Below are 15,116 nucleotides of genomic sequence, written 5' to 3'. Positions count from 1 at the left end.
TAGTATACAAGGAAAAGGCTCGTTTTAGAATAAAGAATCCCTAACAACATAAGGCCTTTGAGTCCATTTTATTTAATGTCTGCTGAAGGAAAGGTCTAGAACAAATGCAATCAATTGTTATGCCCAATAACTCAATAGAAAACGCTTAAAAAAGCTGCTTTTCCGATCCCTTTTAAAAAGAGAATGAAAAAGCAGCTGATTTTTTTATTTAGAAAAAGAAGCTATGGGCGGATCTACAAATCTTCGTTATGTTCTATCGTTGTTTTTTCTGTCATCTTCTTGATTAGATTGCTGTTTAATTTTTTGTATTCTTTCAATGAATCATGAGCCAATTCATTCGTCTCCTTATTTAGATAAGGAGCCAGCTTTTCAGGTGTCTTTTCACTTATCTGTTCAGCTTCGTTATCGATTGTTTTTACTGAATCAATCATGTGTTCCCAAACTTTTTGCTGCAGCGGTAAAATATCTTTAGTCTTAAACTCATTGTAATAAGGAACAGCTAACGCGTTTGTTTTACGATAGGTCCAGTAAGCCGACTCATCATCTGGTTGGTCGTTACCGATTTGATATTCTTTTGGTGTTTCCGTAATGGAGCTGTAGAAAGGAATATAGTTGCTGGTATCCGGTACACCAAGAGCCAGCCAGTGAATACCACTGATAGCTTCGGGAACATCATTTCTGATTTGCAAAATATGAGATTCCATTGTATTTGGCACACTGATTGGGCGATAATGGACGAGTTCTTTCTTTTCTTGTTTAAAGTTCTTTGTCAACTGAGCCCAAAAACCAGCTTGTGCAGCTGTCTGATCTGTTTCTTCTTCTTTAAAAGGATCATAAGCAGTTCCTTCATAATGAGATCCTAAAATATTAGCGATCTTTTGTGTAGAAATGGGCTCATCTGCTTTTTCAAAAAGAGCAAAGTCGGTATCGCTGATTTTTTTATCTGATTTTGTCAGCATTTGCTGTCCATACCATACTCGAGGTGTATTGTATTCTGCATCTTCTTCTGTATCGGCAAATATGTCTCTGATCGATATCATTTTGCTCGTATCTGCCAAATCATTTTCTTCAATAAATTCTTTTAAGTTTTTAGAGGAAAGGTAGTTTTCTGTGTCATTCCAGTCAAAGTCTTGAATCGAAATCGTATTGGCAATAACAGCATACTTATCATCCGGTACTCTTACCGCTGCCCAATGGTGACCGGTCAATGTTTCCATATACCAAATTTCATCATGGTCTGAGAAAATAACGCCATTTGATTCTGCGCTGCCTTTTTCTTCAATGATTTTTCCTAATCTTTCGACTCCTTCTTTAGCAGATTCAATATAAGGCAAGACAACGGTCAGCATAGCGTCTTCTGCGATTCCTTCTTCTTCCAATGGGTCAAACGCTAAAACACTATCCTTCGTTGTTGTTGATTCCGTTGCGCTCATTCCTACGTTCTGACTGTTAATTCCTGCTTCTTCATACAGTCCTTCAGAAACGTCCCATTCAGGAGTGGCCGTATATTTTAACTGTTCTTTTGGCAGCTCAATCGTAAATCCGTTTCCTTTTGACACGAAATGAGAATCATTTGTATCAGCCTCTCTTACAACAAAGCGTTTTGTCCAAGCTGTTCCCATGTCTTCATTTCTTGCGACCATGGTTGACCCGTCAGAAGTTGCTTTTTTTCCTGCCAAAACGGTCGTGCAAGCTTCAGCCGTCGAATAGGTTGTCATAAACAATAAACCAGTCACTGCAGCAAAACAAGTTATTTTCTGCCATTTTTTTGTTTTCATCGTTCTTATTCCTCCTAGTTTTTATTCAACTCTGACGCACTCAACTTTTTTAAAAACAGTAAAACGGACTCCCACTCCTTTTCTTTTTTTATTTATTATTTGTAAAGATTCATTTTTAACCTGTTGCTGTAAATTACTGTTACAACTTTCACAATAACAACTACATGATAGCGTTTTCTATAATAAAAGTAAACACTTTTATTCTGTTTTATTTGTTATTTAAATAAATTGGTTTTTCAAGATTTATTTTTTAAAAAACTTGTCCAGCTGGCGTTTCTAGTAGGTTATTGGCAACTTCAATTATTTCTATTTGCAATAAAAACTTAAAGGAAGCTGAACAGTCCTTTTCTTGCGGCTGTTAGCTTCCTTGTTTTCTTTTTTTATTTTTTACTGTCTTATTCTTCTACTTCAAAGTGAGTCATCATGCCGTGCTCTTGGTGTTCCAAGTTATGGCAATGATGCATGAATAATCCCGTATCTGGAAACTTGACAAGGATATCGACAGCTTCGCCTTTGTTGACGACCAAAGTATCTTTATAACCCATTTCATTTTTGTAAGGTAGCTTGCCGTTTCTGGCTAAAATCCTAAATTGCGTGTCATGGGCATGGAAAGGATGCGGCATATTTTCGATATCATCTTTTTGATTGATGATGCGCCAAACATAGTATTGGTCTTTCTTGTACGTCTCATCTGCCCGGCCTTGTTGGAATTTACGGCCATTGACCGCTACCCTTTCATCTGTTCCTTGGAAAAGAATGTGATGGAAAGGCAGATCAGCAACTTCTTCTGGATAAATCGTATTCAACAAGTCTTCTCGTAAAGAATAGATATAAGAGAAGTCTACATTTTCTTCCAGAGAGCCTGTTTTGCTGATTTCAAGAGCTTTAAAATCATTAACCATCAAATAGAGCGGTTCTTCTTCAGTATCTTTTAGGTCAATAACGATTTCGGCCCGTTCAGCAGCGCCTAAAATCAATGATTTCATTCCTAATGGATAATTTAAGAAACCGCCGTCGCTGGCAATTTGAAAGAATTGGCTTTGATCATTGAATGCAAACTTGAAGTTCGTTCGGTTTGAAGCATTCAATAAACGCAACCTCAAGAAGCGCTTATGGGTATTGAATTTTGTCATCAATGCGCCATTTAACAGCAAATGATCCCCTCTTGTGCCGTCTATACTAAAGACTTGTTCATAATCGACCACTCCATCTTCAACAAAGTAGCGGTCTTGAACGATCAGCGGAATATCATCGACACCGTGTTCATGCGGCAAATGCTTTTTCAATTGATCACTATTTTCGTCTTCAATGTAGATTAATCCCGCTAATCCTTGATAAAGCTGTTCTGGAGACAACAAATACGTATGCGGATGAAACCAGCAAGTAGCCGCTTCATTTTTTACATCAAAATGAACATCTGTCTGGCTGTGAGGTTCTACTACCCGCATTGGACCTCCATCAGCTTCAGCTGGAAGCATCAGCCCATGCCAATGATAAGTAGCAGGTTGTTCTAATTGATTTTCAGTTGTGATTGTGACTTCCTGACCTTTTCTCAAGCGCATAACAGGGCCTAACACATTCCCGTTGTATCCTTTAGAAGGACTTTTTATGCCAGGAAAATATTCTGTTTCTCCTTCTTGAGCAGTGATATGATAATGAACCTTTTCTTCTGATTGCGAGACAGGTTCCAATAATGCTGGAATCGGCAAATCTTGTCGTTCCATTTCAACAGATTTTAATGTTGGTTGAGAATCAAAATCATCTACTTGTGTCATAGAGTTTGGCTGCGAAGTAACATCCAATTGATGAAAGTAATTTTTTGTTGTTAACACACCATTCATCCTTTCTTATCTTTCCTTGCAAAACAAGGCTTTTCAAAGTTTATGATCCATGACGTTCTATTTCGGAATGTCTGACATCTCTAGTGTTGCACAACCAATAACCAAGTACAATCAATCTGCTTATCTGATTTTTTTCGAAAGTATTTCCATCTGGCAAAAGACATTTTTGAAAATTATTATCTAATAGTCAGTATCAAGTCTAGAATGCTCATGTTTTATTTTTCAAAGAAAGCGGTAGGTTTGTCAACGCGCACCTCCGCCTCCTCCGCCTCCTGCACCGCCACCGCCGCCAACAGAGGTCGCGCCACCAGCGCCCACTGAAGCTGAGGAAGCCGCTGAATGAAAGCCGCCGCTTGAAAGGCCGGTTGACCAATTGTGTCTAATTCCACTCGCCCCATTCCAATACCAATAATAATAAAGAGGCTGCTGGTTGGTATAATAAACATTGGGATCTGGGGTCAGTTCCTTGAATTGTTGCGTGATTTCTTCACTTCGAGCGTATAAAGTGCTCCACAAAAGAAAATCCTCAAGCGATAAACGGCTGAAATTTTTTTCGAAACCAAGGAGATCTGTTTTCTCTAGATAATTTCTGAACTGGACAAGATGATCAAACAGCCTATTTCCTTCCGCGCTGGCGATCACTGTCTCATTCTTCTTGCCCCATACTTCCACTTCTTCAAATCTTAACAGACCTTGTTCTTCCAAATAATCTTTAGAATAGTCGGTTAAGTAATCAGCATATTCTTCCACTTCATCTGCATGACGTTTTGCCCACTTTTTGATTCGTTCATCATTAACGAATCCATTTTTGTCAGCTGCATTCAGCAACATCAGCCATAAACCGACCTCATACGGCTCTTTTCCATCTTTGTCTTGCAATGCTTCAATAAACTCAGCAAACGAACGACCATCTAATTGACGCTCTTCTTCATAATCAAGAATTTCAAGATCTGTGGAAAAGGTATCTTCGAAAAAGGCTTTTCTTTTCTCTGTCACCATATGGATTTTGCCTTCGCTAATCCATTTCAACAAATAAATAGAGAAATAATCCTCAAAATAACCGGTATTGATTTCTTGCAGCAAATACGCAATGCCAGCTAAATCTTCTCCGTTGAATGGAACATCTTCAAACAGCTTTCCTTTATTTTCCTGAATACGTTTTTGTCCTGTAACCATTTGTCCTGCTGCTTCTTTTGCTTTCTTTACTTTCACTGCATAGGTTATGGCAATAGAAGCTATTCCACCGCCGATAAGCGCAATAGACGAAAAAATGATGATTGGAATCGTGTCTGAAGACGTATGGGAGTTGTAGGCTGATCCTTCCTTCGCCATTTCACTTTGTTCTTCTAACGTCTGATCAACAGAGACTTGAGTGTCGAAAAAGTTTGGCGGAAATTGCAGTAAAACGGTTACGTCGTTATCGCTCCCAACTTCTTCAGCCGCTTTCCACACGACTTGTCCATTTACGAGTTCAATATCTCCATCAAAACCAAAGCCCCATAACTTGGTATTTTCATGTGTAAAAGACTCTGGTCCGGAAATCTCAACCGCTAAGTTTTCAGCCGGAATGTCCGAAAAAGTGTCGAAGTTCCATAACAAAGCTTGCCCGTCTTCCAATTCACGTACTAAGTTCGACAGCGTATACGTTACTTCATATTCATTTGCCCCATATTTTCCAATTCCCCAAACCAATTCTAAGCCATTGTCTGTTTCCAGTATGCCATAATGTCCTGCTTTTTCTTTTAAAGAATCATCAGAGTCCCACTCTTTGGCTTCCGTAAAACCTGCCACAGAAAAATCCAGCAGTTCTGAATCTTGTAGCTCATCCAACACAATAAATAGTTCAGTCCCTTCATCCATCTTCATCTTCCGATGTTCAGTGACAATACCAGAGCCGTCTTTTTGTAATTCCACTTCAATGGTTAAATCAGTCAATTGATTTTCAGCAAAGACGGTTGTCCCAAATATCAAGTTAATAAAGAACACTGCACTCACTATCAGTCCTTTTTTTATAAGTTTGCCCATTTATTTCTCCTCCTTTTTGTCAACATCACGCTTAACAACTGTCTCCTAAAATCATTTGAACATTCCTAAGATCATTCCTAATTAAATTAAAACTGCTGCAACGCTCCTTCAATAGCTTTTTATGTATAAAACAACATCATTTTTACAGCTGACATGGCGCCAACGCTCTTTTTCTTTCTTATCTTTATTCTATCAAATGTGCGAAAGAATAACAGCGGATTCCTTTTTGCCTAACAAAATGCTGAAATTATGAATCAACCTTGTCTATTGTAGCAGTTTTAAAAAATTACAAAAGACATGAAAACAGACCTTCAAAAGTCAGCGATTTTCTCTAACTTTTAAAGGTCTGTAGATAGTGAATAAAGTTTTGCATTTCTATCTTTGTTTAAAACGCATCTTGAGCCAGGTACGCTAAAGCGTATTGTGCATACAATTCTGCACCAACTTTCAAAGAATCCTCATCAACATTGAAACGTCCCGAATGATGCGCCCAGAAAGTATCTTTTTCAGCATTTCCGCTGCCGACTGTCGCAAAAGCTCCAGGAATCTTGGTCATATAGTAACCAAAATCTTCTCCGCCCATTGTTGGTGGCAGGTTTTCCACACTTTCTTCCCCAAAGGCTTCCGCAGCTACCTTTTGGACAAGCTGGGCTGTATGCTCTTCATTATTGACCGGCTCTGTCATACGATCATATTCCACAACCGCTTGCCCGCCATATAATTGGGCAATTTCCTGTGCATAATGTTTAAGGCTGGCTTCTACTTTATCGCGCGTTTCCGGATCAAATGTCCGAATCGTCCCTTCGATCACAGCATTTTCTGCCACAACGTTAAAACGTGTGCCCACTTCCATTTTCCCTAACGTCACCACGGCTGGCTGCAATGGATCGACCTCACGAGAAACAATCGATTGCGCATTGATGACATACTGTGACGCCATGATGGCCGCATCAATGTTCAAATGCGGTTGTGCTGCGTGTCCTCCTCTTCCGGTAAAGTAGACCCGGATCACGTCTGCTGCAGCAAAAGATGGACCAGCTGGACAGGAAACTTCCCCAGTTTTGCCACCTGACCAAATATGAATCCCAAAAGCATTGTCTACTCCATCAACGGCTCCCTGCTCTACCATCAGTTTAGCTCCAGTCGCGATCTCTTCAGCAGGTTGGAAAATCAAGCGAACTGTACCATTGAACTGATCTTTCACTTGGTTTAATGCATATGCCGCGTTCAACAACATAGAAACATGGGTGTCATGCCCGCAAGCATGCATTTTCCCTTCTTCAATGGAGCGATAAGATACATCATTCAGCTGCTGTACAGATAAGGCATCCATATCTGCTCGCAACAATACAGTTTTACCTGGACCAGCTCCTTTGATCTCTGCAATGATCCCAGTCGGCTCCGTTAGACGATAGGAAATACCAAATTCATCTAATTTTTCTGCCAATGCTTTTGTTGTCTCGATTTCTTCTAGAGAAAGTTCTGGATGTTTATGTAAGTGACGACGAAAAGCAATCATGTCCTTTTCTTTAGACAGAATCAATTCTTTCACTTCACTGGTTAGTTTCTTTGTTTCCACTTGATTCATATTGCGTCTCCCTCTTTCTCTGCTGTTTTTTGTAGATTCACTATAACGAGTCCTTTTCCCTTTGTCAACTACAACTTTCATTTATTTTTAATCTTATACACCTGTATAACACGGTTTATGCTAACGAATTTTCTTTTCATTAGAATTGACAAAGATCACTCATTATTCTATTATGGATAAATCACTTACAGAAAAGAGGTCTTGTATGAACAGTCTTGCCGCTATTACCATTATTCTTTGCGTCTATGCTCTGGGCGATTTCATTGCCGTTCGAACCAAAAGTATTGTCTCCATGTTATTTACCGCTTCCGTTTTTTTCTTATTCGCTTTCTGGTCAGGGCTGCCTACGACCATTTTTCAAGATTCTGCACTTTTGCAAATAGGAACCGTCATGATCGGTTTTCTATTGGTACATATGGGTACGATGTTGAATATCAAACAACTCCTGCAACAATGGAAAACAGTCCTCATTTGTACAGCCGCTATCATTGGGATCACAGCTGCACTCTTGTTGATTGCTGCTCCTTTCATTGGTCTGGAAACAGCGCTTGTTGGAGCACCGCCTTTATTCGGGGGAGTGATCGCGGCTATTCAAATGTCCGAAGTGGCTAATACGATTGGACGGAGCGATCTAGCCTTGTTAGCTTCTTTATTAGTCATTGTCCAAGGCTTTGCCGGTTATCCTATTGCCAGCTGGGCATTAAAAAAGGAAGTCGCTTCTTTTAAACAAAAATATCAACAACAGGAAGTTCAACAAGAAATACAAGAAGAAGAGGTATCAAAATGGACCGTATTTCCTCCATTTCCTGAAAAATATCGTTCTTCCAATGTCTATTTAGCAAAAGTTGCTTTGGTCGTTTTGTTGTCTTCTTTTATTTCCAAAGGTCTGACTTCCTTACTAGGTTTTCAATTGATCGATGCAAATATTATGTCTTTATTGATGGGCGTTTTATTCAGCGAACTGGGATTTTTAGAGAAGAATATTCTAGTAAAAGCCAATTCGTACGGCCTTGCAATGCCTGCTTTGATCGTTGTTGTTCTAGCAAATTTATCTTCTGCCACCTTTGATGTGTTTGTGGAAATTTTGCCAGCATTGGCTACCACGATCATCGTCGGAACAATCGGAAACGTCATCTTTTCTCTGATCGCAGGCCGCATTTTAAAGATCACACCTTGGATGAGTATTGCACTAGGGATTACAGCGCTCTTTGGATTTCCTGGTACAGCCATTTTGCCCAGCGAAGTAGCAAATAGCAGCTTTTCCGACAAAGAAGAACGCGAACTCTTTTTAGAGTCAGTGACTTCAAAGATGCTGGTTGGCGGCTTTGTCACCGTCTCTATCGGTTCCGTTATCTTAGCCGGCTTCCTGGCACCGATTTTGATCAACGTAGCCGGTTAACAACTTTATCTTAGAATATGCAAAAGCTCTCAACATCGAAGTTCAATGTTGAGAGCTTTTTTATCACTACTAAACTTTTTTAGATATTTTGATACACTGTTGTTTCTATTATTTATCGAACGACATATTTAAAGATGAATTCTCCGTTTGGGTCTCTTTCGTTTGTATACTCAAAGCCAAGGCTTTTATATAAATGATAAGCTTTCTTATTCCCTTCGATGATACTGAGATAGAGAACATCAACGTCGTATTCTTTTGACACAACATCAATAAGCTTGATCAGTGCAGCTTTTCCTAACCCTTTGTCTTGGTATTTTTTATCGATCATGATCCGATCGATCCAGGTTTCTTTCTGAGGACCGAAACAGCCATACATCGCAAAGCCGACTAACGCCTCGCCATAATAAATGCCTACTGGGTGCCATTCGGAGCTGTGACTTGCTTCTTCCAAACAGTCATCCACGGTTTCAATAAACGTCTCTTGTCCTGCTTTTAATGTTAAATTCCTTACTTCTTGATTATTTGCAGCATCAATATCTTTAAAATGAATTTCAGGCATACAAGTGGTCTTTCCTTTCAAAAAAATCATCAAGTTGGTCTAATAATATCTTTCAATACATGTATTGTATCACTTTTCTCTACCGTTTGATTTCACAAATACCTTCCTTTTCTTAATTATAGAAGAAAATTAGAATCACGGCCCTGTTTTGCTTTTTCATATGCTGCGATCAGCTGCTCGCCGTATTGGTCTGTCAACTGCTTTTCCCATCCATGGTCGCCAGTTGTTCTTTGCTTAATAATCGGTTGGATCCATTGGTTCGTTGGCAGTAATCTTAACAAACGGCCTCTTGAGAATTGAGAAAAAAGCAGGTTTTTGCCAAATAACACGGCTAATGCTGCTTGGAAAGATTTTGCTTCTACCGGCAACAAGAAGTTGTTTAAGTTGTTTCGGTCGCCTAAAAACAAATCAGCTTTCATGAAATCATTTTTCAAATCAAGCGGAAACTTTTTGTGGCCTGCAAAAATAGCCTCAGGCAGACGAACAGCCCATATCAAGCCTTGTTTTTGACATTCATCTAGGAATTGCAGAACCGCTATTTCTAGTGGGAGCAAATCATAAAAGTCATCTTCTGCTTGGGGATCTTGAAAAAATTGCTGTACTTTAGCGGTTATCCCTAAAAGATCAGCGGGGTTGCCGAATTCGATCGATACTTGTTGGGCTTCTAGGAGCCATAAAGGATGATCCGCTAATCTGATGGTCAGCCAGTTTGTTGGCTTATTTTCCTGTCTTCGGGCCAATAGTCCGTAAAAGCTGATGCCGGCTCTTGAAAGATTATATGCTGTTAAAGTCACAAACGGCGGCAGCCCTTCTTTTAATGAGCGAACTAATTGTTCTTCCATCAATTTTCGTGCTCCTAACTCTTGAAAGATTCGATGATTTTGCATCCTATCGACTTCCTCTATTTTCATATTTTGTTTCCATATGTAGCATGTTCTTATCATCAGTTTACCAAAAAAGAAAAAGAGCCTTCCAACTTTTTAGGCTGGAAGAACTCTCTTTTGCTACTTTCGCTTATGTTGCATATGCAGCATCAGTTTATTTCGCCGGAAATGTTTTTATCCTAAGTCTACTGGAGAAACCAATCCGCCAGCAAGATTGTCCATATCTGGCTTGTCTGCTTTCATAATCAATTTTTCGTTAACAAAAGCCATTTGTCCCAATTTGCTCAGTTCTCTGCCATAGCCAGAACGTTTCACACCGCCAAACGGTAATTCAGGTAATGAATAGCGGATGTTGTTCACAAAGACCATTCCTGTTTCAATTTTCTCCGCTACTTCTGCTCCATGCTCGCTGTCGCCGGCAAACACGGTACCGCCTAGTCCATAGGAGGAATCATTTGCCAGTTTGATGGCTTCCTCTTCGGTTGAGACTTTATACACCACTGCGACTGGTCCAAACAATTCTGTCGTATGTGCAGGGTTGTCACGATCCACATCCGTTAAAATCGTTGGCATAAAGAATTGCCCAGGCAAATCGATCGGTTCATTTCCATAAACGACATGGGCACCGGCTTTGATCGCTTCATCTACTTGTTCTTGCAATTTTTCTTTGGCTTTTTTGGTATTCATAGGTGCTAAAGTCGTAGCTTCGTCTAATGGATCACCTGGTTTTACTTTACTGAAATTGTCTTTCAACCGTTCCACGAATTCATCGTACATGTTTTCCATCACAATAAAACGTTTAGATGACGTACATTCTTGTCCGCAATTGTAAAGACGCGAACGCCAAGCAATATCGGCGACTTCATCCATATTCGCACCGTCTAGGACAATAAACGGATCCATACCGCCAAGTTCCAGTGTTGATTTTTTCAAATGTTCGCCTGCCGTTTTTGCAACGGTTGAGCCGCTGCGTTCAGAACCTGTCAAAGCTACCCCTTGTACCCGAGGATCAGCAATGGCTTTGGACACTTGATCATAATTTAAAAATAAATTCGTCAACGAACCTTTAGGCGCACCCGCTTCTGAAATAACATCGGCCATTAATTGGGCAGTTGAAGGTGTATTTGAGGCATGTTTCAAGATCATTGGATTGCCCACCATAAAGTTTGGTGCAAACACACGCATGATTTGGTAGTATGGGAAATTCCACGGTTCGACCATCATGATAACACCGGTAGATTGATAATGAACTTCCGCCTTGCCGTTTGCGCCTGTTTCAATTTCTTCCGGTTTCAGCAGTTCTTCTGCGTTGTCCGCATACCAATCAGCAATAACGGCACACAACTCCACTTCACCTTCTGCTTCGGCTAATAGTTTTCCCATTTCGATCGTACAAGTACGAGCTAATTCCGTTGACCGTTCGCGTATATTTGCCGCTATTTGACGCAATTGCTCTGCACGTTCTTTGATGTCTTGTGTTTTAAACGTGTGGTATAACTCATGTCCGTTTTGTAAAGCCTCTTCTAACTGTTGATCTGTAGCTTCTGGATATTCTTTTACCGTTTCATTTGTATATGGATTGATTGTTTGATAAGCCATTCAGAAAACCTCCTCAAGTTTTAGCTTTCAATGATGCACAACCTGACACGCAAGCTGCTTGATACATCGTATAATTCCAATTTGACAAACCCTCATACTGACAAACGTAATCTTTCTTGAAACCAAATGTAATCTGACTGTATGTGTGTTTACGTTACAAATCTAAGTAGTTGATCATCCATCTACCTGCCCTCCAACATCAATTTGAGACTACGGCCTGCTCATTCAAGTATCAGCTGATATGCTGTAAAAAACGACCATACTCTACTTCTTTCATATCACAAAAACAGCACCAGTTGACAATCGACAGACCTCTTATCTCTATTTTTCCATCCTTCTTCACTGTAACACTAACTTTCCATCACTTAAAATAAAACGCTTTCCAAAAGTATAAAATTTGTGCTTCGCTATTTACAGCTGCCGTGCCTACAAAATGGAACAACTTAGATAAAAAATATTTTTGCATACAGAAAAAGCTAAGAACATTGAAGATCAATATTCTTAGCTTGGAGCTACTCATTAACTACTGACCCTTTCAGCTAAAAATTAATTTTGTAAATATTCATAAATTTAATCCAACATTTTCCGCTGGAAAAGCTAATGCTTTAGAAGTACATATTGCTATCTGTTTTTATAAATAGATAACTTTTTGATTGGGAAATAGATGAAAAACCGTTACATAAATGTGTGTTTTTAAATTTTCAAAGCAGCTTGCCAATTATCTGAAAAACCATTTTCTTCATCATTGAATAGTCCGTCGCTGCCCTCAGCCATTTCAGCTAGTTCATCTATAAATAGATTCCATTCTTCTTGGATAGCTCGATCTGGAATAAAAGAGAATAGCTTTTTCTCTGTAAATAGCATGACAAATAGATTATCTTTCTTTGAATTTTTTATATTGTATTGCTTTAAATCTTCTTTCGGCAAAGATGGAAAAACAACAAATCTTTTGCCATAAAATCTCGCGTAATGTGCTGACATATTTCTGATATATCTGGACATACCTATCCAACTTATGACAAATCTTCTATACTGCTTACCAAAAGTCTTATCGATCCACATATTTTTATACTCAGGTTTCAATTGTGAAATAAATGTATCTACCTGTCCAAATGTTAATTCCTCTATTAAAGCCCATATAGGAATGCAGCCATTTTTTTCTTTATGATGATGTTTAATAAACGTTTCCTTACTTCGGATAACAGTTTCAGCAAAGCTAGTTAAAGTTTCTTCGCCAAGTCTTTTCTTATTATAGATGTTTAAATCGAGATAAAATTCAGCTGGTTGGTATTCATCAGAATAATAATTATTACTGACTGCATTTGCAAAAGATGTTTTTATCCATTCTTCTAAAATTCCTGAGAAGTAACTTAGCTGTTTTCTTATATATTTATCCATGTTATATAAATACAAAACATTTGAAAAAGTTCTTTTATCATCTTCCATGATTAGTCTTGGAAAATTGAAAATCTGTAATAATTCGTGTATTGAAAGAAGACAAGAGCTTTTTCTTTCTCTTTAGAAGAAAATAAAACCTTATGTCCATAATCTTCTTTTTGAAGGATCTCAATAAACTCATATCCTTCTTTAGGTTCTTTCATTCTTTCGCCAACATCTGCGCTTTTTTTGAAATAAGTAAAATCAATACTTTCCCTCTCTCGACGTTGCTTTATGCTATTTTCAATGTCAGCTAACTGATTAAACAGGAACATTGTATTTTCACCTCTATATACAAAAAAAGACTTGCCGTGGTCCGCTGGTCTCCCTCGCGTGGCAAGTTCTGGTAAAAATGGTATAACACTATTGCAGCATTCCGTCGAAAATTTCCCTAGTTAAAATGATATGAAACTAGTTTGGAAAACTTACAATCATATCATTTTTAAATAAGTTGAAAAGTTTAGGAACCAATTAATTAAATATTTGACTTTCTGAAAAATAGATACATAAGTTTTCAGATAACTCTTTAAAAAAATAGAAAAGGCTAGGAAAGGCTTTATAATAGCACCCCTAGCCTTACTATTCCTCCTACCCCACTGATCCTTCCATCTCGTAAGCAATCAGGCGGTTTAATTCTACAGCGTATTCCATGGGGAGTTCTTTTGAAAAAGGTTCGACAAAGCCCATAACGATCATTTCGGTGGCTTCTTGTTCGGTCAGTCCGCGGCTCATCAAGTAGTAGAGCTGCTCTTCTGAGATCTTTGAAACTTTGGCTTCGTGTTCTAGCGAAACACTGCCGTTATGGATTTCGTTGAATGGAATCGTATCTGATTTAGATTTTTCGTCCATGATGATTGTGTCGCATTCGATGTGAGACATAGAGCCGGTTGCTTTTTTGCTGAAAGTGACTTGACCGCGGTAGTTGACTTCGCCGCCGTCTTTGGCGATCGATTTGGAAATGATCGAACTGGATGTGTTCGGCGCATTGTGGATCATCTTGGCACCAGTATCCTGGTTCTGGCCTTCTCCTGCCATGGCGACTGACAGCATCGTTCCGCGTGCGCCTCTTCCATTCAAATAGACACTTGGATATTTCATAGTCGTTTTAGCGCCTAAGTTGCCGTCGACCCATTCCATCGTTCCGCCTGCTGCAACGGTTGCGCGTTTGGTCACTAAGTTATACACATTATCGGACCAGTTTTGGATCGTGGTATAGCGGCAATAAGCGTCTTTTTTTACGATGATTTCAACAGTAGCGGCATGCAGACTGCTGCTGGAAAAAGTCGGAGCCGTACAGCCTTCAACATAATTGACACTGGCACCTTCATCCACAATGATCAGTGTTCGTTCAAATTGTCCCATTGCTTCGTCATTGATACGGAAATACATCTGTAATGGCACTTCAACTTTCACATTTTTCGGTACATAGATAAATGTTCCGCCAGACCAGACAGCGGCGTTCAATGCGGCCAGTTTATTGTCTGTTGGCGGCACAACGGTACCAAAGTGTTCTTTAAATAGTTCCGGATAGTCTTTTAGAGCTGTATCTGTGTCCATGAATACGATACCTAGCTTTTCATATTCTTTTTTCATATTGTGGTAAACCACTTCGGACTCATATTGGGCGCCGGCACCGGCTAAATATTTGCGTTCAGCTTCTGGAATACCGATGCGTTCAAACGTCTCTTTGATTTTTTCCGGGACCTCATCCCAGCTGCGTTCCGGCTTGCCGCTGGACTGGCGGTAATACGTGATCTCATCAAAATTGATTTCTGAAAGATTTGCGCCCCATTCCGGCATCGGTCGTTGTTCAAAATGTTGATAGGCTTTCAAACGGTAATCCAACATCCATTGCGGTTCTTTTTTATAAGCTGAAATTTCTTTGATAATATCTTCAGAAATACCTTTGCCGGTCGTATAAAGCGACTCGACATCGTCATGAAAACCAAATTTATAATCTTCTAGTTGAGGAACTTCAGACATCGCTGTGCCTCCTTTTTTATTTT

General features: G+C 39.3%; 11 protein-coding genes. 1 reads left to right on the top strand and 10 read right to left on the bottom strand.

The annotated features are described in order from the left end of the window. Positions 1–233 precede the first annotated feature (233 nt). The 4 genes from BM057_RS04775 to BM057_RS04760 all read right to left on the bottom strand — a co-directional run bounded on the left by BM057_RS04775 (position 234) and on the right by BM057_RS04760 (position 7,232). Complete coding sequence (locus tag BM057_RS04775) at positions 234–1,778, bottom strand: C69 family dipeptidase (protein WP_047392100.1); 1,545 nt, start codon at positions 1,776–1,778, stop codon at positions 234–236. 395 nt (positions 1,779–2,173) lie between these two features. After that, positions 2,174–3,610, bottom strand: a complete 1,437-nt coding sequence (locus tag BM057_RS04770; RefSeq protein ID WP_177186176.1) for a multicopper oxidase family protein — start codon at positions 3,608–3,610, stop codon at positions 2,174–2,176. A 252-nt stretch (positions 3,611–3,862) separates the two neighbouring features. Further along, the gene (locus BM057_RS04765; protein WP_245741801.1) at positions 3,863–5,644 is read right to left on the bottom strand and encodes a DUF2207 domain-containing protein; all 1,782 of its coding nucleotides are present in this window, start codon (positions 5,642–5,644) and stop codon (positions 3,863–3,865) included. A 385-nt stretch (positions 5,645–6,029) separates the two neighbouring features. Continuing rightward, positions 6,030–7,232, bottom strand: a complete 1,203-nt coding sequence (locus BM057_RS04760) for an amidohydrolase (RefSeq protein WP_092091861.1) — start codon at positions 7,230–7,232, stop codon at positions 6,030–6,032. Between the two features lie 205 nt (positions 7,233–7,437). Between BM057_RS04760 and BM057_RS04755 the strand changes: the two genes are divergently transcribed. Next, on the top strand, positions 7,438–8,631 hold the full coding sequence (locus BM057_RS04755) for a hypothetical protein (protein WP_092091859.1): 1,194 nt from the start codon (positions 7,438–7,440) through the stop codon (positions 8,629–8,631). A gap of 112 nt (positions 8,632–8,743) precedes the next feature. On the opposite strand, the gene BM057_RS04750 is transcribed toward BM057_RS04755, so the two are convergent. The 6 genes from BM057_RS04750 to sufB form a co-directional block, all read right to left on the bottom strand. After that, the gene (locus BM057_RS04750; protein ID WP_047392108.1) at positions 8,744–9,190 is read right to left on the bottom strand and encodes a GNAT family N-acetyltransferase; all 447 of its coding nucleotides are present in this window, start codon (positions 9,188–9,190) and stop codon (positions 8,744–8,746) included. 116 nt (positions 9,191–9,306) lie between these two features. Continuing rightward, positions 9,307–10,077, bottom strand: coding sequence for a hypothetical protein (locus tag BM057_RS04745; protein ID WP_092091857.1), 771 nt, complete (start codon positions 10,075–10,077; stop codon positions 9,307–9,309). A 171-nt stretch (positions 10,078–10,248) separates the two neighbouring features. Then, positions 10,249–11,673: an NAD-dependent succinate-semialdehyde dehydrogenase gene (locus BM057_RS04735; protein ID WP_092091853.1), complete on the bottom strand. Its 1,425-nt coding sequence runs from the start codon at positions 11,671–11,673 to the stop codon at positions 10,249–10,251. A 693-nt stretch (positions 11,674–12,366) separates the two neighbouring features. After that, positions 12,367–13,119, bottom strand: coding sequence for an Abi family protein (locus tag BM057_RS04730; RefSeq protein WP_245741800.1), 753 nt, complete (start codon positions 13,117–13,119; stop codon positions 12,367–12,369). Between the two features lie 2 nt (positions 13,120–13,121). Next, positions 13,122–13,385, bottom strand: coding sequence for a hypothetical protein (locus BM057_RS11910; protein ID WP_245741799.1), 264 nt, complete (start codon positions 13,383–13,385; stop codon positions 13,122–13,124). 313 nt (positions 13,386–13,698) lie between these two features. Further along, positions 13,699–15,093 (bottom strand): Fe-S cluster assembly protein SufB, encoded by a 1,395-nt coding sequence (gene sufB, locus BM057_RS04725; RefSeq protein ID WP_092091851.1) that lies wholly within the window; start codon positions 15,091–15,093, stop codon positions 13,699–13,701. Between the last annotated feature and the right edge of the window lie 23 nt (positions 15,094–15,116).

The organism is Pisciglobus halotolerans, assembly GCF_900113675.1.
GTDB classification, from domain to species: domain Bacteria; phylum Bacillota; class Bacilli; order Lactobacillales; family Carnobacteriaceae; genus Pisciglobus; species Pisciglobus halotolerans.
Note: the sequence above shows the minus strand (reverse complement) of the source record. Positions and strands in the feature narration are given on the sequence as shown.

Bases quoted from the DNA above. Each gene is read 5' to 3' on its own strand.
- BM057_RS04765 (WP_245741801.1), bottom strand. From the start codon at position 5,644: ATGGGCAAACTTATAAAAAAAGGACTGATAGTGAGTGCAGTGTTCTTT.
- BM057_RS04735 (WP_092091853.1), bottom strand. From the start codon at position 11,673: ATGGCTTATCAAACAATCAATCCATATACAAATGAAACGGTAAAAGAA.
- BM057_RS04750 (WP_047392108.1), bottom strand. From the start codon at position 9,190: ATGCCTGAAATTCATTTTAAAGATATTGATGCTGCAAATAATCAAGAA.
- BM057_RS04755 (WP_092091859.1), top strand. From the start codon at position 7,438: ATGAACAGTCTTGCCGCTATTACCATTATTCTTTGCGTCTATGCTCTG.
- BM057_RS04745 (WP_092091857.1), bottom strand. From the start codon at position 10,077: ATGCAAAATCATCGAATCTTTCAAGAGTTAGGAGCACGAAAATTGATG.
- BM057_RS04760 (WP_092091861.1), bottom strand. From the start codon at position 7,232: ATGAATCAAGTGGAAACAAAGAAACTAACCAGTGAAGTGAAAGAATTG.
- BM057_RS04775 (WP_047392100.1), bottom strand. From the start codon at position 1,778: ATGAAAACAAAAAAATGGCAGAAAATAACTTGTTTTGCTGCAGTGACT.
- BM057_RS04730 (WP_245741800.1), bottom strand. From the start codon at position 13,119: ATGGAAGATGATAAAAGAACTTTTTCAAATGTTTTGTATTTATATAAC.
- BM057_RS11910 (WP_245741799.1), bottom strand. From the start codon at position 13,385: ATGTTCCTGTTTAATCAGTTAGCTGACATTGAAAATAGCATAAAGCAA.
- sufB (WP_092091851.1), bottom strand. From the start codon at position 15,093: ATGTCTGAAGTTCCTCAACTAGAAGATTATAAATTTGGTTTTCATGAC.